The 20907-nt window shown below is 68.7% G+C and carries 18 protein-coding genes and 3 pseudogenes; 11 read left to right on the plus strand and 10 right to left on the minus strand.

Translation table 11 applies throughout. The annotated features are described in order from the left end of the window. Positions 1 to 27: 27 nt before the first annotated feature. Both G6N20_RS09945 and G6N20_RS09950 read left to right on the plus strand, forming a co-directional pair. Positions 28 to 540 (plus strand): hypothetical protein, encoded by a 513-nt coding sequence (locus G6N20_RS09945; protein ID WP_083047022.1) that lies wholly within the window; start codon positions 28 to 30, stop codon positions 538 to 540. A 31-nt stretch (positions 541 to 571) separates the two neighbouring features. Then, positions 572 to 1045 carry a GNAT family N-acetyltransferase gene (locus tag G6N20_RS09950; RefSeq protein WP_142271948.1) on the plus strand — a complete coding sequence of 158 codons (474 nt, stop codon included), beginning with the start codon at positions 572 to 574 and terminating at the stop codon, positions 1043 to 1045. Here G6N20_RS09950 and zapE read toward each other — a convergent pair. Further along, positions 1023 to 2153 (minus strand): cell division protein ZapE, encoded by a 1131-nt coding sequence (gene zapE, locus G6N20_RS09955; RefSeq protein WP_083046992.1) that lies wholly within the window; start codon positions 2151 to 2153, stop codon positions 1023 to 1025. The genes G6N20_RS09950 and zapE overlap by 23 nt on opposite strands. 21 nt (positions 2154 to 2174) lie before the next feature. On the opposite strand from zapE, the gene G6N20_RS09960 reads away from it, so the two are divergent. From G6N20_RS09960 to msrB, 4 genes are read left to right on the plus strand one after another with little or no spacing between them, the layout of a single operon-like run. After that, a complete protein-coding gene (locus G6N20_RS09960; RefSeq protein WP_083046991.1) occupies positions 2175 to 2957 on the plus strand; it encodes a pyrimidine reductase family protein in 783 nt (260 codons plus the stop codon). 2 nt (positions 2958 to 2959) lie between these two features. Next, positions 2960 to 4549: an alpha/beta hydrolase gene (locus G6N20_RS09965; RefSeq protein WP_142271947.1), complete on the plus strand. Its 1590-nt coding sequence runs from the start codon at positions 2960 to 2962 to the stop codon at positions 4547 to 4549. Positions 4550 to 4571: 22 nt separating this feature from the next. Next, positions 4572 to 5876, plus strand: coding sequence for an arabinofuranan 3-O-arabinosyltransferase (aftC, locus tag G6N20_RS09970; RefSeq protein WP_083047021.1), 1305 nt, complete (start codon positions 4572 to 4574; stop codon positions 5874 to 5876). Then, the gene (gene msrB / locus G6N20_RS09975; RefSeq protein WP_083046989.1) at positions 5873 to 6280 is read left to right on the plus strand and encodes a peptide-methionine (R)-S-oxide reductase MsrB; all 408 of its coding nucleotides are present in this window, start codon (positions 5873 to 5875) and stop codon (positions 6278 to 6280) included. Before aftC ends, msrB begins: the two co-directional genes overlap by 4 nt. Before the next feature lie 81 nt (positions 6281 to 6361). On the opposite strand, the gene hemQ is transcribed toward msrB, so the two are convergent. From hemQ to hemE, 3 genes are read right to left on the minus strand one after another with little or no spacing between them, the layout of a single operon-like run. Beyond that, positions 6362 to 7057, minus strand: a complete 696-nt coding sequence (gene hemQ / locus G6N20_RS09980; protein WP_083046988.1) for a hydrogen peroxide-dependent heme synthase — start codon at positions 7055 to 7057, stop codon at positions 6362 to 6364. A gap of 5 nt (positions 7058 to 7062) precedes the next feature. Next, positions 7063 to 8424, minus strand: a complete 1362-nt coding sequence (locus G6N20_RS09985; protein ID WP_083046987.1) for a protoporphyrinogen oxidase — start codon at positions 8422 to 8424, stop codon at positions 7063 to 7065. Next, entirely contained in the window at positions 8421 to 9512 is a 1092-nt protein-coding gene (gene hemE / locus G6N20_RS09990) for a uroporphyrinogen decarboxylase (protein WP_232065325.1), read from the minus strand. The genes G6N20_RS09985 and hemE overlap by 4 nt, the downstream gene beginning before the upstream one ends. An 86-nt stretch (positions 9513 to 9598) precedes the next feature. Here hemE and G6N20_RS09995 point away from each other — a divergent pair, with 86 nt between their 5' ends. From G6N20_RS09995 to G6N20_RS10005, 3 genes and pseudogenes are all read left to right on the plus strand, one after another. Next, a complete protein-coding gene (locus G6N20_RS09995; RefSeq protein WP_083046985.1) occupies positions 9599 to 10405 on the plus strand; it encodes an enoyl-CoA hydratase/isomerase family protein in 807 nt (268 codons plus the stop codon). A 215-nt stretch (positions 10406 to 10620) separates the two neighbouring features. Beyond that, positions 10621 to 11255, plus strand: a pseudogene (locus tag G6N20_RS10000) (DUF3000 domain-containing protein). A 1-nt stretch (position 11256) separates the two neighbouring features. Further along, positions 11257 to 12528: a ribonuclease D gene (locus G6N20_RS10005; RefSeq protein WP_083046983.1), complete on the plus strand. Its 1272-nt coding sequence runs from the start codon at positions 11257 to 11259 to the stop codon at positions 12526 to 12528. Here G6N20_RS10005 and dxs read toward each other — a convergent pair. Continuing rightward, a complete protein-coding gene (gene dxs, locus G6N20_RS10010) occupies positions 12525 to 14456 on the minus strand; it encodes a 1-deoxy-D-xylulose-5-phosphate synthase (protein WP_083046982.1) in 1932 nt (643 codons plus the stop codon). The genes G6N20_RS10005 and dxs overlap by 4 nt on opposite strands. Before the next feature lie 185 nt (positions 14457 to 14641). On the opposite strand from dxs, the gene G6N20_RS10015 reads away from it, so the two are divergent. Then, entirely contained in the window at positions 14642 to 15085 is a 444-nt protein-coding gene (locus tag G6N20_RS10015; protein WP_083047020.1) for a CBS domain-containing protein, read from the plus strand. 4 nt (positions 15086 to 15089) lie between these two features. Next, positions 15090 to 16376: an ArsB/NhaD family transporter gene (locus G6N20_RS10020; RefSeq protein WP_083046981.1), complete on the plus strand. Its 1287-nt coding sequence runs from the start codon at positions 15090 to 15092 to the stop codon at positions 16374 to 16376. Between the two features lie 10 nt (positions 16377 to 16386). Here G6N20_RS10020 and G6N20_RS10025 read toward each other — a convergent pair whose 3' ends face one another. The 5 genes and pseudogenes from G6N20_RS10025 to G6N20_RS10045 all read right to left on the minus strand — a co-directional run bounded on the left by G6N20_RS10025 (position 16387) and on the right by G6N20_RS10045 (position 20896). Further along, entirely contained in the window at positions 16387 to 17154 is a 768-nt protein-coding gene (locus G6N20_RS10025; protein WP_083047019.1) for a fluoroquinolone transporter permease, read from the minus strand. Then, positions 17154 to 17462, minus strand: a pseudogene (locus G6N20_RS10030) (fluoroquinolone export ABC transporter permease subunit); the annotation flags it as partial. The gene G6N20_RS10025 and the pseudogene G6N20_RS10030, both read right to left, overlap by 1 nt. Then, a pseudogene (locus tag G6N20_RS10035) lies at positions 17461 to 17610 on the minus strand (ABC transporter ATP-binding protein); the annotation flags it as partial. The pseudogenes G6N20_RS10035 and G6N20_RS10030, both read right to left, overlap by 2 nt. 98 nt (positions 17611 to 17708) lie before the next feature. Beyond that, on the minus strand, positions 17709 to 18902 hold the full coding sequence (locus G6N20_RS10040) for a class I SAM-dependent RNA methyltransferase (RefSeq protein ID WP_083046980.1): 1194 nt from the start codon (positions 18900 to 18902) through the stop codon (positions 17709 to 17711). Next, entirely contained in the window at positions 18899 to 20896 is a 1998-nt protein-coding gene (locus tag G6N20_RS10045) for an APC family permease (RefSeq protein ID WP_083046979.1), read from the minus strand. Before G6N20_RS10045 ends, G6N20_RS10040 begins: the two co-directional genes overlap by 4 nt. Positions 20897 to 20907 lie beyond the last annotated feature (11 nt).

The following is a 20907-nucleotide window of genomic DNA, read 5'->3' on the forward strand; positions in this document are numbered from 1 at the left end:
CATGACCGTGTGTGCGATCATGCGAAGATGCGTCGCTGGCTGATCGCCCTTTCCACCCTTCTGGTGACCGCGGCGGGCGTCGTCGCCGGCCCACGTGCCTGGGCCGGGGATGCGCCGATCGGCCACATCGGCGACACGCTGCGGGTGGACACCGGCAGCTACGTCGCGGACGTCACCGTCAGCAGCGTGGTCCCGGTCGATCCGCCGCCTGGATTCGGCTACACCCGCAGCGGCGTGCCGGTCAAAAGCTTCCCAGGCAGCTCGGTCGCCCGCGCCGACGTCACGGTCCACGCGGTCCGGGTGCCCAATTCCTTCATCATGGCAACCGATTTCAGCTTCACCGGAGTGACACCGTTCGCCGACGCGTACAAGCCGCGGCCCTGCGACGCGCCCGATTGGCTGGACGCCGCGCTGGGCAACGCCCCGCAGGGCTCGATCGTGCGCGGCGGGGTGTACTGGGACGCCTATCGGGATCCGGTGTCGGTGGTCGTGCTGCTGGACAGGAAGAGCGGCCAGCACCTCGCGCAGTGGAACCTCTGAACTGCACGTCGACACCGCCACGACGGATTCGATCGACGCCGACGAGTTGGCCGCCGTCGCCGCACGCACCTTTCCGCTGGCGTGCCCGCCGGCGGTGGCCCCGGAGCACATCGCGTCGTTCGTCGACGCCAACCTGTCGGCGGCCCGGTTCGCCGAGTATCTGACCGATCCGCGCCGCGCCATCCTAACGGCCGGCCACCACGGCCGAATCGTCGGTTACGCCATGCTCATTCGCGACGTTTGCGACGACGCCGACGTCGAGCTGTCCAAGCTGTACCTGTTGCCGGATCAACACGGCACTGGAGCCGCGACCGCGTTGATGGACAAGGCCCTAGCCACCGCCGCCGAGTGGGGCGCACGCCGGGTGTGGCTGGGTGTCAACCAGAAAAACCAACGCGCACAACGCTTCTACGCCAAATGCGGCTTTACGATCAACGGCACCAGAACGTTTCAACTGGGCGCCCATCAAGAAGACGACTACATCATGGTTCGCGAGCTTGCATGACCCCGGCCGTCAGCGCCACCAGCCGCGACGTCGCCCGCAGGTATTTCTTCCGGTAACCACCGGCCAGCATCTCCGCGCTGAAAATGGTGTCCAGCTTCGCACCAGAAGCCACCACCGGGATGCCGGCGTCGTAGAGCCGGTCGGTGAGCGCCACCAGCCGCAGCGCAACGTTCTGGTCGTCGATGCCGTGCACGCCCGTCAGGAACACCGCGGTCACCCCCTCGATCAGGGTCAGATACCGCGACGGATGCATGGTGGCCAGGTGCGCGCACAGCGCGTCGAAGTCGTCGAGGGTCGCCCCGTCGACGCGCGCCGCGCGCGCGGCCACCTCCTCATCGGACAGCGGCGGGGGCGCCGGCGGCAGGTCGCGGTGGCGGTAGTCCGGTCCCTCGATCCGTACCGTGGTGAAAATCCTTGCCAGCGTGTTGATCTCGCGCAGAAAATCCTGGGCGGCGAAGCGGCCCTCGCCGAGCTGCTCGGGCAGCGTGTTGGAGGTGGCGGCCACCGACACGCCCCGCTCGACCAGGCACGACAGCATCCGCGAGATCAGCGTGGTGTTGCCGGGATCGTCCAGCTCGAACTCGTCGATGCACACCGCGGTGTAGTTGGCCAGCAGCTCGATGCATTCGGCGAAACCGAACACCCCGGCCAGCTGGGTCAGCTCGCCGAAGGTCGCAAACGCCTTGGGCTGATCGGTGGACGAAGCCACAACGTCCGGGCCGGTTCCGGGCAGCTGGTAGTAGGCCGACGCCAGCAGGTGGGTCTTGCCCACGCCGAACCCGCCGTCCAGGTACAGCCCGACACCGGGCAACACCTGTCGTTTGCCGAACAGTTTCTTGCGGCCGGCTCGGCGCTCGACGGCCTGCCGGCAGAACTGCTGGCAGGCGACGACGGCGGCGGCCTGGGTCGGCTCGGCCGGATCCGGGCGATACGTGGCGAACCGCACGTCGGCGAACGTCGGGGGCGGCCGCAATTGGGCGATCAGCCGCTGCGGCGACACCGACGGATGCCGATCCACCAGGTGACCCACCGCCGGGGCGGCTTCTCGGCTGGCCTCCGTGGACCCGTGCATGCTGGCACTGTAGCGGCGTGCTGCAATCAAACCCATGCCCGAACGCCAGGCCGGCCGATGCCCGAGCTAGCCGCCGGCCGATCCACCGAAACGCGCCTGCGGCTGCTCGGATCGGAACGCGAGCTCGACGACGGTGAACTCCCCCGGCTTTACCGCTATCCGGGCGAACCGGACGGCACCTGGCTTCGGGCGAACGTCATTAGCAGCCTCGACGGCGCGGCCACCGTCCAGGGCACCAGCGGCGCCTTGGGCGGACCCGGCGACCGGGCTGTCTTCATCGTGCTGCGTGAACTGGCCGACGTCATCGTGGTCGGCGCGGGCACCGTGCGGATCGAGGGGTACTCCGGCGCACACCTGAGTGTCGCGCAACGCCAACGGCGGCAGGCCCGGGGCCAAAGCGAAGTCCCGCAGCTGGCGATCGTCACCAACTCCGGGCGCGTTGACCGTGATCTGGCGGTATTCACCCGGACCGAGGTGCCGCCGGTGCTGCTCACCGGCGCGACCGTCGCCGATGACCTGCGCCGGCGGCTCGCCGGCCGAGCCGAGGTGCTGGCGTGCTCCGGTGACGATCCGGGCAAGGTCGACGAGAAGGTGCTGCTGTCACGGCTGGCGGATCGTGGTCTGCGGCGCGTGCTGACCGAGGGTGGGCCCACGCTGCTCGGCTCGTTTATCGAGCACGACCTGCTCGACGAGCTCTGTCTGACGATCGCACCCTGTGTCGTTGGCGGCCCGGCCCGCCGCATCGCGACAGGCCCGGGCCAGCTGCAGACCCGGATGCGCTGTGCCCACCTGCTCACTGACGACGCCGGCTACCTGTACACCCGCTACGTCAAAGCCTGACCGTGGCTACTGTGGTCGGCATGAGCCGGCACGTCACGCCCGCCACGATTCTGGTCGCGGTGGCCTTCTCGGCGACCACAGTGCTGGCCGGCTGTGTCCCGGCCTTCGGCGCCGACCCGCGCTTCGCCACCGACTCCGGCGCCCGGCCGCAAGGTGCGGCCACCACGACACCGCCGCCCAGCGGTCCACCACCGATCGCCGCTCCCAAGAACGACGTGTCGTGGCGTGACTGCACGTCACGGGTCAGCGCCGACGCGGGCGTTCCGGCCGCGCCTGGCATCAGGCTGGAATGCGCGAGCTATGACGCCGACCTCGACCCGGTCAACGGCGGATCCGCGACGGTGAGCATCGGTGTCGTCCGGGCCCGCTCGAACCAGACGCCGCACGACGCCGGGCCCCTGGTGTTCACCACCGGCTCCGACCTCCCGTCGTCCACACAGTTGCCGGTCTGGTTGTCGCACGCGGGCGCCGACGTGCTGCGAAACCACCCGATTGTCGCCGTCGACCGGCGCGGCATGGGCATGTCGACCCCGATCGACTGCCGTGATCACTTCGACCGCGAACAGATGCGCGATCAGGCCCAGTTCCAGTCCGGCGACGATCCGGTGGCCAACCTGTCCGACATCTCGAACACCGCCACCACCAGTTGCACCGATGCCATCTCGCCCGGCGAATCCGCCTACGACAACGCGCACGCGGCCTCCGATATCGAGCGGCTGCGCAACCTCTGGGATGTCCCCGCCCTGGCGCTGGTCGGAATCGGCAACGGCGCCCAGGTGGCGTTGACCTACGCCGGATCGCGCCCCGACAAGGTCGCCAGGCTGATTCTCGACTCCCCGGTTGCGTTGGGGGTCAACGCCGAAGCGGCCGCCGAGCAACAGGTCAAGGGCCAGCAGGCCGCGCTCGACGCGTTCGCCGCCCAGTGCGTCGCGGTGAACTGCGCACTGGGCCCCGACCCGAAGGGGGCCGTCACCGCGTTGCTGTCCGCTGCCCGCTCCGGCAGGGGGCCCGGCGGCGCGTCGGTGGCGGCCGTCGCCAACGCCATCACCGCCGCGCTGGGCTTCCCCACCGGCGACCGCGTCACCACCACTACCACTGTGGCCAATGCGCTGGCGGCGGCCCGCTCCGGCGACGTCAACTCGCTGACCAACTTGATCAACCGCGCCGATGCCACCCGGGACACCGACGGCCAGTTCGTCAGCTCCTGCAGCGACGCGATCAACCGCCCGACCCCGGATCGGGTGCGCGAACTGGTGGTCGCCTGGCCGAAGCTGTATCCCCAATTCGGCGCGGTGGCCGCGCTCAACCTGGTCAAGTGCGTGCACTGGCCCAGCGGGTCGCCGGCGCAACCGCCCAAAAACCTCAAGATCGACGTCCTGTTGCTGGGTGTGCAGAACGACCCGATCGTGGGCAACGAAGGCGTCGCCGCGACCGCAGCCACCGTGATCAATGCCAATGCCGCCAGCAAGCGGGTGATGTGGCAGGGCATCGGCCACGGCGCCAGCATCTACTCGTCGTGCGCGCTGCCGCCGCTGCTCGGCTATCTGGACAGCGGCAAGCTGCCCGACACCGACACCTACTGTCCCGCCTGATATTCCGGGCCGGATGGGCCCGGTGTACGGTGCGCTGGTGACGGCAGCTGACTCGAGGAGACCTGGCCTGCGGGAATCCCTGCTGGCCGCGTTTCGTCCCCCCACCGGCGCACCCGGCACGGCCACCGTCCTGCGGTCGGTGCTCTGGCCCGCGGCCATCCTGTCGGTGCTGCACCGCAGCATCGTGCTGACCACGAACGGCAACATCACCGACGATTTCAAACCGGTCTACCGCGCGGTGCTCAACTTCCGGCACGGCTGGGACATCTACAACGAACACTTCGACTACGTCGACCCGCACTACCTGTACCCACCCGGCGGCACCCTGTTGATGGCGCCCTTCGGATATCTGCCGTTCGCGCCGTCGCGGTATCTGTTCATCTCGATCAACACCGTGGCCATCCTCATCGCCGCCTACTTGCTGCTGCGGATGTTCAACTTCACGCTGAGCTCGGTGGCGGCCCCCGCGCTGATCCTGGCCATGTTCTGCACCGAGACGGTGACCAACACGCTGGTGTTCACCAACATCAACGGCTGCATCCTGTTGCTGGAGGTGCTGTTCCTCCGCTGGCTGCTGGACGGGAGCATCAGCCGACAGTGGTGGGCCGGCGTGGCCATCGGGCTGACGCTGGTGCTCAAGCCCCTGCTCGGTCCGCTGTTGTTGCTGCCGCTGTTGAATCGCCAGTGGCGGGCTCTGGCGGCCGCCGTCGTGGTCCCCGTCGTCATCAACCTGGCCGCGCTGCCGCTGGTCAGCCACCCGATGGACTTCTTCACCCGCACGCTGCCCTACATCCTGGGCACCCGGGACTATTTCAACAGCTCGATCCAGGGCAACGGCGTCTACTTCGGCCTGCCCACATGGCTCATCCTGGGTCTGCGGATCCTGTTCACCGCGATCACCTTCGGCGCCCTGTGGCTGCTGTACCGCTACTACCGCACCCGCGATCCGCTGTTCTGGTTTGCCACCTCGTCGGGGGTGCTGCTGCTGTGGTCGTGGCTGGTGATGTCGCTGGCCCAGGGCTACTACTCGATGATGCTGTTCCCGTTCCTGATGACGGTGACGCTGCCCAACTCGGTGATCCGCAACTGGCCGGCGTGGCTGGGGATCTACGGCTTTATGACGCTGGACCGCTGGCTGCTGTTCAACTGGATGCGGTGGGGACGAGCCCTCGAGTACCTGAAGATCACCTACGGCTGGTCGCTGCTGCTGATCGTCACGTTCACCGTGCTGTACTTCCGCTATCTGGACGCCAAGGCGGAAAACCGGCTGGCTAGCGGCATTGACCCGGCGTGGCTGGCCGCGAAGCGCGCTAGCGTAGACGCATGACCCCGAAGCTGGAACTGTCCGACGACGAGTGGCGTAAGAGGCTCACCCCGGAGGAATTCGCGGTGCTGCGCCAGGCTGGCACCGAGCGGCCGTTCACCGGTGAATACACCGACACCAAGACCCAGGGCATCTACCAGTGTCGGGCCTGTGGTGCCGAATTGTTCCGCAGCACAGAGAAATTCGACTCACACTGCGGCTGGCCGTCGTTCTTCGACCCGAAAAGCCCCAACGCGGTGTTCCTGCGCACCGACTACTCGCTGGGGATGAAGCGAACCGAGGTGTTGTGCGCGAGCTGCTACAGCCACCTGGGCCACGTGTTCGAGGGTGAGGGCTACCCCACGCCGACCGACAAGCGGTATTGCATCAACTCCATCGCGCTGCGCCTGGTTCCGGGCGCCGTATAGCGCCCAGCCTGTAGTTAGCGCGGTCTGCACTCGTGCTTTCGCACGCCAACTACAGCTTCGGCGAGACCTAGTCCAGCCGGATCACGGCAGCGAGTTCACCAGCTGCTCGACCGACACTCGCGGCCCGGTGAAAAACGGGGTCTCCGCGCGGGCGTGCCGCCTGGCGTCGGTGGCGCGCAGCTCACGCATCAGGTCGACGATGCGGTCCAACTCCGGGGCTTCGAAGGCCAGGATCCATTCGTAGTCGCCCAGCGCGAACGCCGACACCGTGTTGGCCCGCACGTCCTTGTATCCGCGGGCGGCCATGCCGTGCTCGGCGAGCATGCGGCGGCGTTCCTCGTCGGGCAGCAGGTACCACTCGTGGGACCGCACGAACGGATACACGCAGATGTAGGCGCCGGGCTCCTCGCCGGCCAGAAACGCCGGGATATGGCTCTTGTTGAACTCGGCCGGCCGGTGCAGCCCCACGCTGCTCCACACCGGGGTGCAGGCCCGCCCCACGATGGTGGTGCGGCGGAAATCGGCGTAGGCGGCTTGCAGCGCTTCGACACGCTCGGCATGGGTCCAGATCATGAAGTCGGCGTCGGCCCGCAGGCCCGCGACGTCGTAGAGGCCGCGCACCACGACGCCGCGCTCCTCCTGCTGCTTGAAAAACGTGACCGCGTCGTCGATGACCGCCTCGCGCCGGTCGCCGAGCTCGCCTGGCCGCACCGAAAACACCGAGAACATCAGGTAGCGCAGGGTCGCATTCAGGGCGTCGAAGTCGAGGCGTGCCATGGCACCTATCGTGCCACTTGTGCGTCGAGGGCCTCGATGACGCCGGTGACCGCGCGACCGGCGGCGCCGACGCAGGCCGGGACGCCGATGCCGTCGAGGTAGCTGCCCGCCACGCCCAGGGTCGGCGGCAGGCCGGAACGCACCTCGGCAACCAGCTGCCCATGGCCGGGGCCGTACTGCGGCATCGCGTCGATCCAGCGCTGCACACGCGCATCGACCGGGTCGACGGCCACACCGAACACGGTGGCCAGGTCGTCGCGCGCCCAGGCCAGCAGGTCGTCATCGGAGCTCGAAGCAGCCACGTCGTCACCGAACCGCCCGAACGACAGCCGCAGTAGGGCAACGTCACCGCGCGGGCCCCATTTGCGTGACGACAGGGTGATCGCCTTGGCGCGCAGCGGCTCGCCGCTGGCCACCAGCACGCCGGAACAGTGCGGAAACGGGGTGTCGCCCGGCACCGCCAGCGCCACCACCGCCGCCGAGGCGCTGGTGATCCGGCTGGCCGCGGCGAAGCTGCGGGGGGCCAGGTCGGCCAGGCCGTCGAGGTGGCGCAGCCGCGGGGCCGGCAGCGCCACGATCACCGCGTCGGCGTGCCAGCGGGCGCCGGTGTCGTCGTGCACCTCCCAGCCGGGCTCGAGCTTGACCACCGCGGCCCGCACCCACCGCAGGCGACTGCGCCGGACGAGCTCGTCGACCAGCACCTGGTAGCCACCATCCAGCGCTCCGAACACCGGCGCGTCGCCTACCGGCGGCAAGCCCTGCCGGACGGCGGCGGTCAAACTGGTGGCACCGCCGTCCAGGGCCGCCGCCACGCTGGGAGCGGCCGCGCGCAGGCCGATCGTTGCCGCCGAGCCCGCATACACCCCACCCAGCAGCGGGTCCACCAATCGGGCCACGGTTTGCTCACCGAACCGGTCGGCCACCAACTCGGCCACCGCCGGGTCGCTGCCCGCTTTCCAGTGCAGCGCGCGGCGGGGTTCGGCCTCGATGCGGGCGAGTGTGTCCTCATCGACCAGCCCCGCCAGCGATGCCGCCGAGGACGGAATGCCCGCCACGGTGTCCGCCGGCAGCGGGTGCAGCCGTTGCTGGCTGTAGATCAGCGGTCGGGCGCCGGTCGCGGCCAGTTGGCGACCGGACAGTCCCAGTTCGGCCAGCAGCGCCGGCATCTCGGGCCGGCGCAGCACGAACGCCTCGGCGCCCAGGTCCATCGGCTGGCCGCCCACCCGCTCGGTACGCAGAATCCCGCCGAGCCGGTCGCCGGGCTCGAACAGTGTGATGGTGGCGTCGTCACCGACGGCCAACCGCAACCGGTACGCCGCCGTCAGACCCGAGATTCCGCCGCCGACCACGCAATACGAGCCGGTCATAGCGAGTGGACCAGCGACACCAGCTCGGCCAGCACGCCCGGATCGGTGTCCGGGAGCACCCCGTGACCGAGGTTGAAGACGTGCCCGGCCGCGCCGGCGTCGACGGCTCGACGTCCGTCGTCGACGACGGCGCGTGCGGCGCGTTCCACCACCGGCCAGCCCGCCAGCACCGCCGCCGGATCGAGGTTGCCCTGCAGCGCGGTGCCGGGGACCACCCGGGCGGCGGCATCGGTCAGCGACGTTCGCCAGTCCACCCCGACGGCCGTCGCCGTTGCCGGTTTGAGCGCCTCCGACATCGCGCCCAACAGTTCGGCGGTACCGACCCCGAAGTGCGTCATCGGCACGCCGTGTTCGGCCAGCGCGCCGAATACCCGCGCGCTGTGCGGCAGCACGTACTGCCGGTAGTCGGCCAGCGACAGCGTTCCCGCCCACGAATCGAATACCTGGATCGCGTCCACCCCGGCGTCGACCTGGCCGCGCAGAAACGCGATGGTCAGGTCGGTCAGCTTGGTCATCAGCGCGTGCCAGCTGGCCGGTTCGGCCAGCATCATCGCCTTGGTGCGGGGGTGGTGGCGGCTCGGTCCGCCCTCAACCAAGTAGCACGCCAGCGTGAACGGCGCACCGGCGAAGCCGATCAGTGGAACCTCGCCCAGCGCGGCGACCAACAGCTCAACCGTCCGTAGCACCGGCTGAATCGCTTGTGGGTCAAGGGGTTTCATGGCGTCGATATCGGCTGTGGTGCGCACCGGGTCCGCGATCACCGGTCCGACGTCGGCCACGATGTCCACCTCGACGCCGGCGGCGCGTAGCGGCACCACGATGTCGGAGAACAGGATGGCCGCGTCGACGTCGTAGCGGCGGATCGGCTGCAGGGTGATCTCGCAGGCCACTTCAGGCTCGAAGCAGGCCGCCAGCATGCTGTGCCGTTCGCGCAGCGCCCGGTATTCGGGCAGCGACCGGCCGGCCTGCCGCATGAACCACACCGGCACCCGGCTGGGCTTGCGGCCGGCGATCGCGGCCAGGTAGGGCGACGCCGGAAGGTCGCGACGGGTACGCGCAGGACTGTTCACTGGCCTCAATGCTGCCACGGGGCCGGTTGCGAACGGGTTGAGACCGCCGCTGCGTACCATCGACCCGCGCAATCCAGCGCCACCAGCGACCCTCAGGAGCGCCGATGCCCGCCACCTACGACGACTTCCCCACCCTTCGGTTCGAACCCACCGACCACGGCGTGCTGCACCTGGTTCTGGACGCGCCCGGGCTCAACTCGGTCGGGCCCGAGATGCACCGCGATCTTGCCGACATCTGGCCGGTGATCGAACGCGACCCGGCCGTCAAGGTGGTCTTGGTCCGCGGCGCAGGCAATGCGTTTTCCTCCGGCGGCAGCTTCGACCTGATCGCCGAAACCATCGGCGACTATCAGGGCCGGCTGCGCATCATGCGCGAGGCCCGCGACCTGGTACTCAACCTGGTCAACTTCGACAAGCCGGTGGTCTCGGCCATCCGCGGCCCGGCGGTCGGGGCGGGTCTGGTGGTGGCGTTGCTCGCCGACATCTCGGTGGCGGGCCGCACCGCCAGAATCATCGACGGGCACACCAAACTCGGGGTCGCCGCGGGGGATCACGCCGCGATCTGCTGGCCCCTGCTGGTCGGCATGGCCAAGGCCAAGTACTACCTGCTTACCTGCGAGACGCTGCGCGGCGAGGAGGCCGAGCGCATCGGCCTGGTGTCGACCTGCGTCGACGACGACCAAGTACTGCCCACCGCGACCCGGGTGGCCGACGACCTCGCCAAGGGCGCTCACAACGCGATCCGCTGGACCAAACGCAGCCTCAATCACTGGTACCGCATGTTCGCGCCCACCTTCGAAGCATCGCTCGGCCTGGAATTCCTCGGCTTCGCCGGCCCCGACGTGCGGGAAGGTCTGGCCGCGCAGCGCGAGAAGCGGCCAGCGCGATTCGACGCCGGCGCCGACGGCTGAGCGCGATTCGGCGCGCCTGTTCCCACGTGTCGGTCGATGGGTCTACCGTCGGAAACTGTGGCCCCGCCGGCGACGATGCAGAGCGAAGCGATGAGGAGGAGCGGCGCAGATGGCCCGCGCCGGCGACGATGCAGAGCGAAGCGATGAGGAGGAGCGGCGCAGATGGCCCGCGCCGGCGACGATGCAGAGCGAAGCGATGAGGAGGAGCGGCGCAGATGGCCCGCGCCGGCGACGATGCAGAGCGAAGCGATGAGGAGGAGCGGCGCAGATGGCCTCAGCCGAACCGGCCCCATTCCACGAGGCGGTGGCAGCGATGAACGCGGTCACCGTCCGGCCGGAGATCGAGCTTGGCCCCATCCGACCCCCACAGCGGCTGGCGCCATATAGCTACGCGCTGGGTGCCGAGGTCAAGCATCCCGAGCCCGACACCATCCCCGAGCAATCCGAGGGCGACGCCTTCGGCCGGCTGATCCTGTTGTACGACCCGGACGGCTCCGATGCGTGGAACGGCACCCTCCGCTTGGTCGCGTACATTCAGGCCGACCTGGATTCGCACGAGGCCATCGACCCGCTGCTGCCGGAAGTGGCCTGGAGCTGGCTGGTGGAGGCGCTGGAGGCGCGCACCGAGCAGGTGGCCGCCCTGGGCGGCACCGTCACCGCCACCACGTCGGTGCGTTACGGCGACATCTCCGGGCCTCCACGGGCCCACCAGCTGGAGCTGCGGGCGTCGTGGACGGCGACCAACCTCGAGCTGGGCAGCCACGTGCAGGCGTTCTGCGCCGTCTTGGAGCACGCCGCGGGTCTGCCGCCGGCTGGGGTCACCGACCTGGGCTCGCGGTCGCGCGCCTGACATGAGCGACCCGGGGGCCGAGCAGCCCGGCGGCACTGAAGTCGAACCCACCCCGCTGCTGCACCCGGCCGACGGGGTTCCGGAGCTGGCGGTGACCGCCCGCCAGATCGAGGCGGCCGCGGAACTCTTGGACCGCGGTAGCGGGCCCTTTGCGGTCGACGCCGAGCGGGCGTCGGGTTTCCGCTATTCCAACCGGGCCTACCTGATCCAGATCCGGCGGGCCGACGCCGGCACCGTGCTCATCGACCCGGTCAGCCATGGCGGCGACGCACTGACCGTGCTGCGGCCGGTCGCCGAAGTGCTCGGCGCAGACGAATGGATCCTGCACTCCGCCGATCAGGATCTGCCCTGCTTGGCCGAGGTCGGAATGCGGCCGTCGGCGCTGTATGACACCGAGCTTGCCGGACGGCTGGCCGGGTTCGACCGGGTGAACCTGGCGGCCATGGTCCAGCGGCTGCTGGGTCTGGGACTGGCCAAGGGGCACGGCGCGGCCGACTGGTCCAAGCGCCCACTGCCGCCGGCCTGGCTCAACTATGCGGCCCTGGACGTGGAGCTGCTCATCGAACTGCGCGCGGCGATCTCGGAAGTGCTCGCCGCGCAAGGCAAAACAGACTGGGCCGCACAGGAATTCGAGCATCTGCGAACGGCCCCGCCGGTGGCTGCCCGGCCGGATCGGTGGCGGCGAACCTCGGGTATCCACAGAGTGCAAGACCGGCGCGCCCTCGCCGCGGTCCGCGAGTTGTGGACGACGCGCGACCTGATCGCCCAGCGCCGCGACATCGCGCCCCGCCGTATTCTGCCCGACTCGGCCATCATCGACGCCGCCGTCAAGGACCCGAAGTCCATCGACGACCTCATCGCGTTGCCGGTGTTCGGCGGGCGAAACCAGCGCCGCCAGGCCCCGACGTGGCTGGCCGCGCTGGAAACCGCCCGGAAAACCCCGGATCCGCCGGAGATCATCGAGGCGCCCAACGGGCCGCCACCACCGGGGCGGTGGGGCAAGCGCAAACCCGACGCCGCCGCGCGGCTGACCGCCGCCCGCGCAGCGCTGGCCGCGGTGACGCACCGGGTGGGGGTGCCGGTGGAGAACCTGGTCTCGCCGGACTTGGTGCGGCGGCTGTGCTGGGACTGGCAGGGCGGGATCGACCCGGTCCGCGCCGTCGACGAGTACTTGCGTGCCGGCCAGGCGCGGGTGTGGCAGCGTGAACTCGTGGTCCCGGTGCTGGCCGCGGCGATGACGCGGGCCGCCGACGCCGGCTCCGACGAGCGTTAGTCGAAGCGTTCCGGGATTTCGGCCCCAGAATCAGCCACCGCATCAGCCGCGAACGTGCCCAGTGCCGCCACCCAACCGGTGATCCGGCGTGCCACGTCCTGGTCAGTGAGCCCCAGGTCGGCCAGCACCTCGCTGCGAGACGCGTGATCGAAGAACTCCTGCGGCAACCCGACGTCACGGCACGGGACGTCGATCTCCGCGCGCCGCAGCGCGGCCGACACCGCCGAGCCCACACCCCCGTTGACCCCGTTGTCCTCCAGCGTGACCAGCAGCTTGTGCTGCACCGCCAGTTCACGAACGACGTCGGACACCGGCAACACCCAGCGCGGGTCGATCACCGTCACGCCGATCCCCTGGTTGTGCAGCCGCTTGGCCACGGCCAACGCCATCGCGGCGAACGCGCCAACCGCCACCAGCAGCACGTCGTGGCCCAAACCGCCGGCCGGCACCGCGAGCACATCCACTCCGTCACGCCGCTGCAAAGCCGGAATATCTTCACCCACATCGCCTTTGGGGAACCGCAACGCCGTCGGGCCGTCGTCGATGTCGAGCGCCTCGCCGAGTTCCTCGCGCAATCGGGTAGCGTCGCGGGGTGCGGCCACCCGGATGCCGGGCACGATGCCCAGCATCGACAAATCCCACATGCCGTTGTGGCTGGGACCGTCGGAACCGGTGATTCCGGCCCGGTCGAGCACCATGGTGACCGGCAGCTTGTGCAGCGCCACGTCCATCATGATCTGGTCGAACGCCCGGTTGAGGAACGTCGAATAGATCGCCACCACCGGGTGCATCCCGCCCATGGCCAGCCCGGCCGCTGACGTCAATGCGTGTTGCTCGGCGATGCCGACGTCGAACAGCCGATCCGGAAACCGCCGCCCGAACGCCGTGAGTCCGGTGGGGCCGGGCATGGCCGCGGTGATGGCCACGACGTCGCGGCGCTGGTGTCCGTAGCCGATCAGCGCATCGGAGAAGGTGGCCGTCCAGCCCGGGCCGGCCACCGTGGTGGCTTGCCCGGTGGCCGGGTTGATCGGGACGGTGGAGTGCATCTGCTCGGCCTCGTCCGCCTCGGCCGGGGGGTAGCCCATGCCCTTGCGGGTGACGACATGCACGATCACCGGGGCGCCGAAGCCGCGGGCGCTGCGCAGCGCGACCTCCACCGCCCGCTCATCGTGGCCGTCGACCGGGCCGACGTATTTCAACCCGAGATCGGTGAACAGCAGCTGTGGCGACAAGGAATCCTTGAGGCCGGCCTTGACGCTGTGCAGGAAGTGGTAGCAGACCTCGCCGACAAGCGGCACGGCGCGGATCACGCTGCGGCCCTTTTCCAGCAATTGTTCGTAGGCCGGCTGCAGGCGCAAGGTGGCCAGGTGGTCGGCGACCCCCCCGATGGTCGGCGCGTAGCTGCGACCGTTGTCGTTGACGACGACGATCACCGGCCGGCGGGACGCGGCGATATTGTTCAGCGCCTCCCAGCACATGCCGCCGGTGAGCGCGCCGTCGCCGACCACCGCGACCACGTGCCGGTTGCGGTGTCCGGTCAGCTCGAACGCCTTGGCCAAGCCGTCGGCATACGACAATGCCGCACTGGCATGGCTGGACTCCACCCAGTCGTGTTCGCTTTCGGCGCGGCACGGATAGCCCGACAGTCCACCCTTGCTGCGCAGGGTTTCGAAATCCCGGCTGCGTCCGGTCAGCATCTTGTGGACGTATGCCTGGTGGCCGGTGTCGAAGATGATCGGGTCGTGTGGCGAGTCGAACACCCGATGCAGCGCCAGCGTCAGCTCGACAACGCCCAGGTTCGGCCCCAGATGTCCGCCCGTAGCGGCCACCTTGTGGACCAGGAATTCCCGGATCTCGGCAGCCAGGTCCCGCAGCTGCTGTTGGGAAAGGTGCTGCAGATCGGCGGGGCCGCGGATCTGTTCCAGCATCCCGATAGTCTACGCAGTCACCGCAAGGGTGGGCGCCGCGCGGCGCTGACGACACGCCCTCTTTGGTAGCGTCAATCGCCGGTGTGCCGGGAAGCCTGGTCGGCAGCCAAAGTCGCGTGATCCTGGAGTTTGCCGTGAGCCTAGACATCGACCACGCCGCCGCGATGGAGTCGTATCGTCGTGCTATGCGCGCCGAGGACATGGCCGAAGAGTTTCCGGTAATCAGCATCGACTCCAACGCGTTGGACGCCGCCCGGACGCTCGCCCAGCACGGCCTGCCGGGCCTCGTGGTCACCGACACGTCGGGACGCCCGTACGCGGTGCTGCCCGCCTCCCAGGTGGTGCGGTTCATCGTGCCGCGCTACGTGCAAGACGACCCCTCGCTCGCCGGTGTGCTCAACGAGTCCATGGCCGACCGCTGCGCGGAAAAGTTGAGCGGCAAGAAGGTGCGCGATGTGCTGCCAGACCACTTGATCGACGTGCCCCCGGTCAATGCCGACGACACCATCATCGAGGTGGCCGCGCTGATGGCTCGGCTGCGCAGCCCGCTCATCGCCGTCGTCAAAAACGGTAGGTTGCACGGGGTGATCACGGCATCGCGCCTGCTGGCCGCGGCCCTGAAGACCTGACCCGATGAGCGTCGTCGCGGTCACCATCTTCGTGGTGGCCTATGCGCTGATTGCCAGCGATCGGGTCAACAAGACGCTGGTGGCGCTGGCCGGCGCGGCGATCGTGGTTGCCCTGCCAGTGATCAATTCTGACGACGTCTTCTATTCCCGCGACACCGGAATCGACTGGGACGTCATCTTTTTGCTGATGGGCATGATGATCATCGTCGGTGTGCTGCGACAAACCGGGGTGTTCGAGTACACCGCGATCTGGGCCGCCAAGCGGGCCCGCGGCTCACCGCTGCGCATCATGATCCTGCTGGTGCTGGTGACCGCGTTCGCCTCGGCCCTGCTGGACAATGTCACCACGGTGCTGTTGGTGGCGCCGGTCACGCTGCTGGTGTGTGACCGGCTGGAGATCAACGCGGCGCCGTTTTTGATGGCCGAGGTCTTCGCCTCCAACATCGGCGGCGCGGCGACGCTGGTCGGCGACCCGCCCAACATCATCATCGCCAGCCGGGCGGGATTGACGTTCAACGACTTTCTGCTGCACACGGCACCGATCGTGCTCATCGTGATGCTCGCCTTCATCGCCGTGTTGCCCCGCCTGTTCGGCTCGATCACGGTCGATCCCGAGCGAACGGCCGACATCATGTCGCTCAACGAGCGCGAAGCCATCCGCGATCGCGGGCTGCTCGTCAAGTGTGGCGTCGTGTTGCTGGCGGTGTTCGGGGCCTTCGTCGCCCACCCGGTGCTGCACCTGCAGCCGTCGCTGGTGGCGCTGCTGGGCGCCGGTGTCCTCATCGTGATCTCCAGGCTGGGACGGTCCGACTACCTGTCCAGCGTGGAGTGGGACACCTTGCTGTTTTTCGCCGGGCTGTTCATCATGGTCGGGGCCCTGGTCAAGACCGGCGTGGTCGCCGAGCTCGCGCGGGCGGCGACCCACTTGACCGGCGGCCACGCGCTCGCCGCCAGCTTCTTGATCCTCGGTGTCTCAGCGCCGATTTCCGGGATCATCGACAACATTCCCTACGTCGCCACGATGACACCGATCGTCGGTGAACTGGTCGGCGCCATTGCGGGTCGCATCAACCCCGACACCCTGTGGTGGGCACTGGCGCTGGGCGCCGACTTCGGCGGCAACCTGACCGCGGTCGGCGCCAGCGCCAACGTCGTCATGCTCGGAATCGCGTGGCGCGCAGGCACTCCCATCTCCTTCTGGGATTTCACCCGCAAAGGCATGGTGGTAACGCTGATCTCGGTCGCGCTCTCGGCAATCTACTTGTGGCTGCGGTATTTCGTGTTGAGCTGAGCGCCGGCGCTCACGCGTGCTTTGCGCGAAAGCGCCGGACCAGCGGCCAGGCGATGGCCAGGTTGTAGACGGCGCCCGCGACGAGGTACGGCCACCACGTGCCGTGATCGCTGGCGACCCAGAACGCCTTGGCGGCCCAGTACGGCGGCAGGATCCCGAAGGCCAGGTTCCAGCCGGAGTGGATGAACCACGGCAGGCAGGGCAGCCCGGCGATCAGCATGCCCAACGCGCGGACCATAGCCAAACCCTGGATCTTGTTGTTCGCCACCACAACGATCAGCAGCAGCGTCACCACCGCCGACATCCCGGCCAGCAGACCAATGGGGATCAGCGAACCCGGCAGGCCCGGTTGGAGAATCCCGCTGCACGACATCGTCGCGACGACGCACACCGTGGTCAGCGTCATCACCGTCGCCGCGCGATAGCCGAAAAAGATCGTCAGCGGCACCGGGGTGACCCGCAGCGCCGTCATGGTGCCCGCGTCCACCTCATCGAGTACCAGGAACGCGGCCAGCGCCCCGGCGATGATGATGCTGGTCAGCAACAGGAACGCGGTGAGAACCAGCGGGTAGTAGGGAACCAGGTCGAATCCGTAACGCTGCGCGAGCATTTCGGTGAACAACGGCGTGAGCAGCGCGACCCCGGTGGTCCAGATGACTCGTGCAACGACGATCATGACCAGCAGCGGATCACGGTAGCTGCCGCGAATGTCGTTGCGGCCGAAGGCGACCAACGCCCGCATACGCGCACAGCCCGACCTCGCCACGGTGGCGGCCATCACAGCACACCCGACCTTTCGACGACATAACGCCCGAACAGCGCCTTGGCCGCCCGGCACAAGCCGGCCGCACACACGATCGGATACAGCATCGAGTAGCCAACTTGCCACGGCGCCAGGCTCACCTGATCGAACGCGGCGCCGAGCAAGAGCAGCGGCCCCTGGGTGGGGACGAGGTAGAGCACCGGGTTCGGCCACAGGCCGCAGTAGTGCACGATCGGCGGCACCAGCATGACCGCGAGCGGGATGGTCGCCGCCAGGAACCAATCGGTCACCGAGGCGAACGGCAGCGAGCAGGTGAATCCGACCGAGAAACCCGAAGATCTCACCCCGGCCGACGGTGAAGTCCATGCCACGCACCGCCGGCTCGGCCGCCTTTGGGTAGCTAAAGGTGAGCCCGCGCACGCGGATCACCTCGGTCCCGACGCGCGCCGAGGCCGGCTCCAGATTCCGCATGACTCGCGCTTTCCTCCAGGTGGGAGACTCAGTTCCGACCAGACTTCCCGGAGCGCCATCGTCAGCTTAATCAAGGCCCGGTGCGGGCGCCGACGGTTCTAACGCGTCAACAACGCAACGCACTCCACGTGATGAGTCAGCGGGAACGCGTCGAACACCTTGATCTTTTCGACGGCGTAACCATGCCCGAGGTAGAGGCCGATATCGCGGGCGAAAGACGCTGCTTCACAACCGATGTGCACCACCCGCGGCACCCCCGCGGATGCCAGCAAGTCGATGACCTCGCGCCCGGCGCCCGACCGCGGCGGATCCAGCACCGCCACCTGCGCCCCGGCTCGTTGCGCCGCCAGCACCCGTCGCACCGAATCGGTGACGATGTCGACCTGCGGCAGATCGGCCAGCGCAACGCGCGCGGCCCCGGAGGCCGCGCGCGCGGTGTCGACGCTCAGCACCCGACCGGACTCCCCGACCGCCTCCCCCAGCACCGCGGCCAAAACGCCGGCACCGCCGTACAGATCCCAGGCGGTCATGCCGACCGCCGGCGCTGCCCAGTCGGCGACCAGGCCGCTGTAGGCCGCCGCCGCGTCGCGGTGCGCCTGCCAGAACGCGGTGACCGGCACCCGCCAGGTGCGCCGGCCCACCCGCTGGACCGCGTGATAGTTACCCTCCACGACCGTGGTCGCGGCCCGTTTGCCGCGCCGCACGCCGCACACCACGTGGCGCCGGCCGTCGTCGTCGACGGCCACGTGAAGCCGTGCGCCCGGCGGCCAGTCGGCCGCTGCCAGGCCAGCCAGCATGCCGGCGGGCAACTGCCCACAGCGCAGGTCGGTCACCAGCTCGTCGCTGTGGTAGCGGTGAAAGCCCACACGGCCCGCAGCCCCCACGTCGAGCCGGACCCGGGTGCGCCAACCCAGGCCGGCATCCGACAATGGCTGGGCCTCGCCCCGCCAGGTGTGGCCACCGAGCCGTTGCAGCTGATTGGCCACCACCCGGCCCTTGAGCGCCCGGGCCGCCTCCGGGTCGGCGAACGCCAGATCGCAACACCCGGCGCCACCCACCCCGGCGATCGGGCACAGCGACTCGATCCGGTGGGGGGACGCGTCGAGCACGTCGATGGCCTCCGCGTGCCAGTAGGAGCCGCGGTCCGCGGTGACCCGCACCCGCACCCGTTCGCCGGGCAACGCATAGCGCACGAAGACCACCCGGCCGTCATGGTGCGCCACGCAGCTGCCGCCATTCGCGGGGGCACCGGCGACCAACGTCAACTCCGCGCGCTCGGATGTGGGGGTCAATCGAAGATGCCTCGCCTGGTGTCCCCCGGGGCGGCACGCGGCTCCAGCGTCTTCACCCGCTCCGACGAATTCAGTTGCCAGGGAACCGAAGTCACCATCACCCCGGGCATGAACAGCAACCGACCCTTGAGTCGCAACGCGCTCTGGTTGTGCAGCAGCTGCTCCCACCAGCGTCCCACCACGTACTCCGGGATGAACACCGTGACCACGGTGCGCGCGGATTCCTTGCTGACCCGTTTGACGTAATCCAGTACGGGTCGGGTGATCTCACGGTAGGGCGACGCGATGACTTTGAGCGGCACGCTGATATCGCTTTCCTCCCATTGGTGCACCAGCTCACGGGTTTCCGCGTCGTCGACGCTGACGGTGACGGCCTCCAACACGTCCGGTCGGGTAGCCCGCGCATAGGCCAGGGCGCGCAGCGTGGGCAGATGCAGCTTCGACACCAGCACCAAGGCGTGATTGCGGCTGGGCAGCACCACCTCATCCCCGTGCGCAGCGGCCTGTTCCTGCAATTCCCGGGTGACCCCCTCGTAGTGCCGGCGGATCAGCTTCATCAGCATGAACAGCCCGGCCATGGTGACCACCGCGATCCACGCGCCCACCACAAACTTGGTAATCATCACCACCAACAACACCGCGCCGGTGGCGATGAAGCCGACCGTGTTGACCACCCGCGAACGGATCATCCTGCGCCGCACCGACGGATCGGTCTCGGTGCGCAGCAGCCTGGTCCAGTGCCGCACCATGCCGATCTGGCTGAGCGTGAACGAGATGAACACCCCGACGATGTAGAGCTGGATCAACGCGGTGAGCTCGGCCCGGAACGCGACGACCGCCGCGACCGCCGACGCCGAGAGGAACAGGATCCCATTGGAGAACGCCAGCCGGTCCCCGCGGGTGTGCAGTTGGCGGGGCAGGTAGCTGTGCTGCGCCAAGACCGAGCCGAGCACCGGGAAGCCGTTGAATGCCGTGTTGGCGGCCAACACCAGGATCAGCGCGGTCACCCCGGCGATCAGCATGACACCAACGTGAAAGCCGCCGAACACGGCCTGCGCCAGCTGGGCGACCAAGGTTTTTTGCTGATAACCCGGCGGGGCGCCGGTTAGCTGGGTGTCGGGATCGTCGACGACTTGGGCCCCGGTCTGCACGGCCAGCACGATCATGCCCATGAACATGCTCACCGCGATGATGCCCAGCATCAGCAGCGTGGTTGCCGCGTTACGCGATTTGGGCTTCTGAAACGCCGGCACCCCGTTGCTGATCGCCTCGACACCGGTCAGGGCCGCGCACCCCGAGGAGAACGAGCGTGCCACCAGGAACGCCAGCGCAAAACCGACCACCTTGCCGTGTTCGGCGTGCATCTCGAAACCCGCGGACTCGGCCCGCAACGGATTTCCCAACACGACGATCCGGAACAACCCCCACCCGAGCATAATGCCAATTCCGGCGATGAACGCGTAGGTCGGGATGGCGAACGCCACCCCGGATTCCCGAACCCCACGCAGGTTCATCGCCGTGATCAGCACGATCGCGCCGACCGCACACAACACTTTGTGCTCGTAGACGAACGGGACCACAGAACCGATGTTCGACATCGCCGAGGCGATCGAAACCGCGACGGTGAGAACGTAATCCACCATCAGGGCACTGGCCACGACCAGCCCGGCGGTGTCGCCCAGGTTGGTGGTGACGACCTCGTAGTCACCACCGCCCGAGGGGTAGGCATGGACGTTTTGCCGGTAGCTGGACACCACGACGAGCAGCACCGCGGCAACCGCCAGCCCGATCAGCGGCGCCATGGAGTAGGCCGCCAGGCCGGCCACCGACAGCACCAGGAAGATCTCCTCGGGCGCGTAGGCGACCGAGGACATCGCATCGGAGGCGAAAACTGGCAACGCGATCCGCTTGGGCAACAGCGTGTGACTGAGCCGATCGCTGCGAAACGGCCGACCGATCAGCAGCCGGCGCGCCGCGGTGGAAAATTTGGACACGAGAGCCAAGA

Origin of the sequence: Mycobacterium shinjukuense, from assembly GCF_010730055.1 — a bacterium.
Lineage (GTDB): Bacteria > Actinomycetota > Actinomycetes > Mycobacteriales > Mycobacteriaceae > Mycobacterium > Mycobacterium shinjukuense.

Bases quoted from the DNA above. Each gene is read 5' to 3' on its own strand.
- G6N20_RS09945 (WP_083047022.1), top strand. From the start codon at position 28: ATGCGTCGCTGGCTGATCGCCCTTTCCACCCTTCTGGTGACCGCGGCG.
- zapE (WP_083046992.1), bottom strand. From the start codon at position 2,153: ATGGGTTTGATTGCAGCACGCCGCTACAGTGCCAGCATGCACGGGTCC.
- G6N20_RS09960 (WP_083046991.1), top strand. From the start codon at position 2,175: ATGCCCGAGCTAGCCGCCGGCCGATCCACCGAAACGCGCCTGCGGCTG.
- msrB (WP_083046989.1), top strand. From the start codon at position 5,873: ATGACCCCGAAGCTGGAACTGTCCGACGACGAGTGGCGTAAGAGGCTC.
- hemQ (WP_083046988.1), bottom strand. From the start codon at position 7,057: ATGGCACGCCTCGACTTCGACGCCCTGAATGCGACCCTGCGCTACCTG.
- G6N20_RS09985 (WP_083046987.1), bottom strand. From the start codon at position 8,424: ATGACCGGCTCGTATTGCGTGGTCGGCGGCGGAATCTCGGGTCTGACG.
- G6N20_RS09995 (WP_083046985.1), top strand. From the start codon at position 9,599: ATGCCCGCCACCTACGACGACTTCCCCACCCTTCGGTTCGAACCCACC.
- G6N20_RS10005 (WP_083046983.1), top strand. From the start codon at position 11,257: ATGAGCGACCCGGGGGCCGAGCAGCCCGGCGGCACTGAAGTCGAACCC.
- dxs (WP_083046982.1), bottom strand. From the start codon at position 14,456: ATGCTGGAACAGATCCGCGGCCCCGCCGATCTGCAGCACCTTTCCCAA.
- G6N20_RS10015 (WP_083047020.1), top strand. From the start codon at position 14,642: ATGCGCGCCGAGGACATGGCCGAAGAGTTTCCGGTAATCAGCATCGAC.
- G6N20_RS10020 (WP_083046981.1), top strand. From the start codon at position 15,090: ATGAGCGTCGTCGCGGTCACCATCTTCGTGGTGGCCTATGCGCTGATT.
- G6N20_RS10025 (WP_083047019.1), bottom strand. From the start codon at position 17,154: ATGGCCGCCACCGTGGCGAGGTCGGGCTGTGCGCGTATGCGGGCGTTG.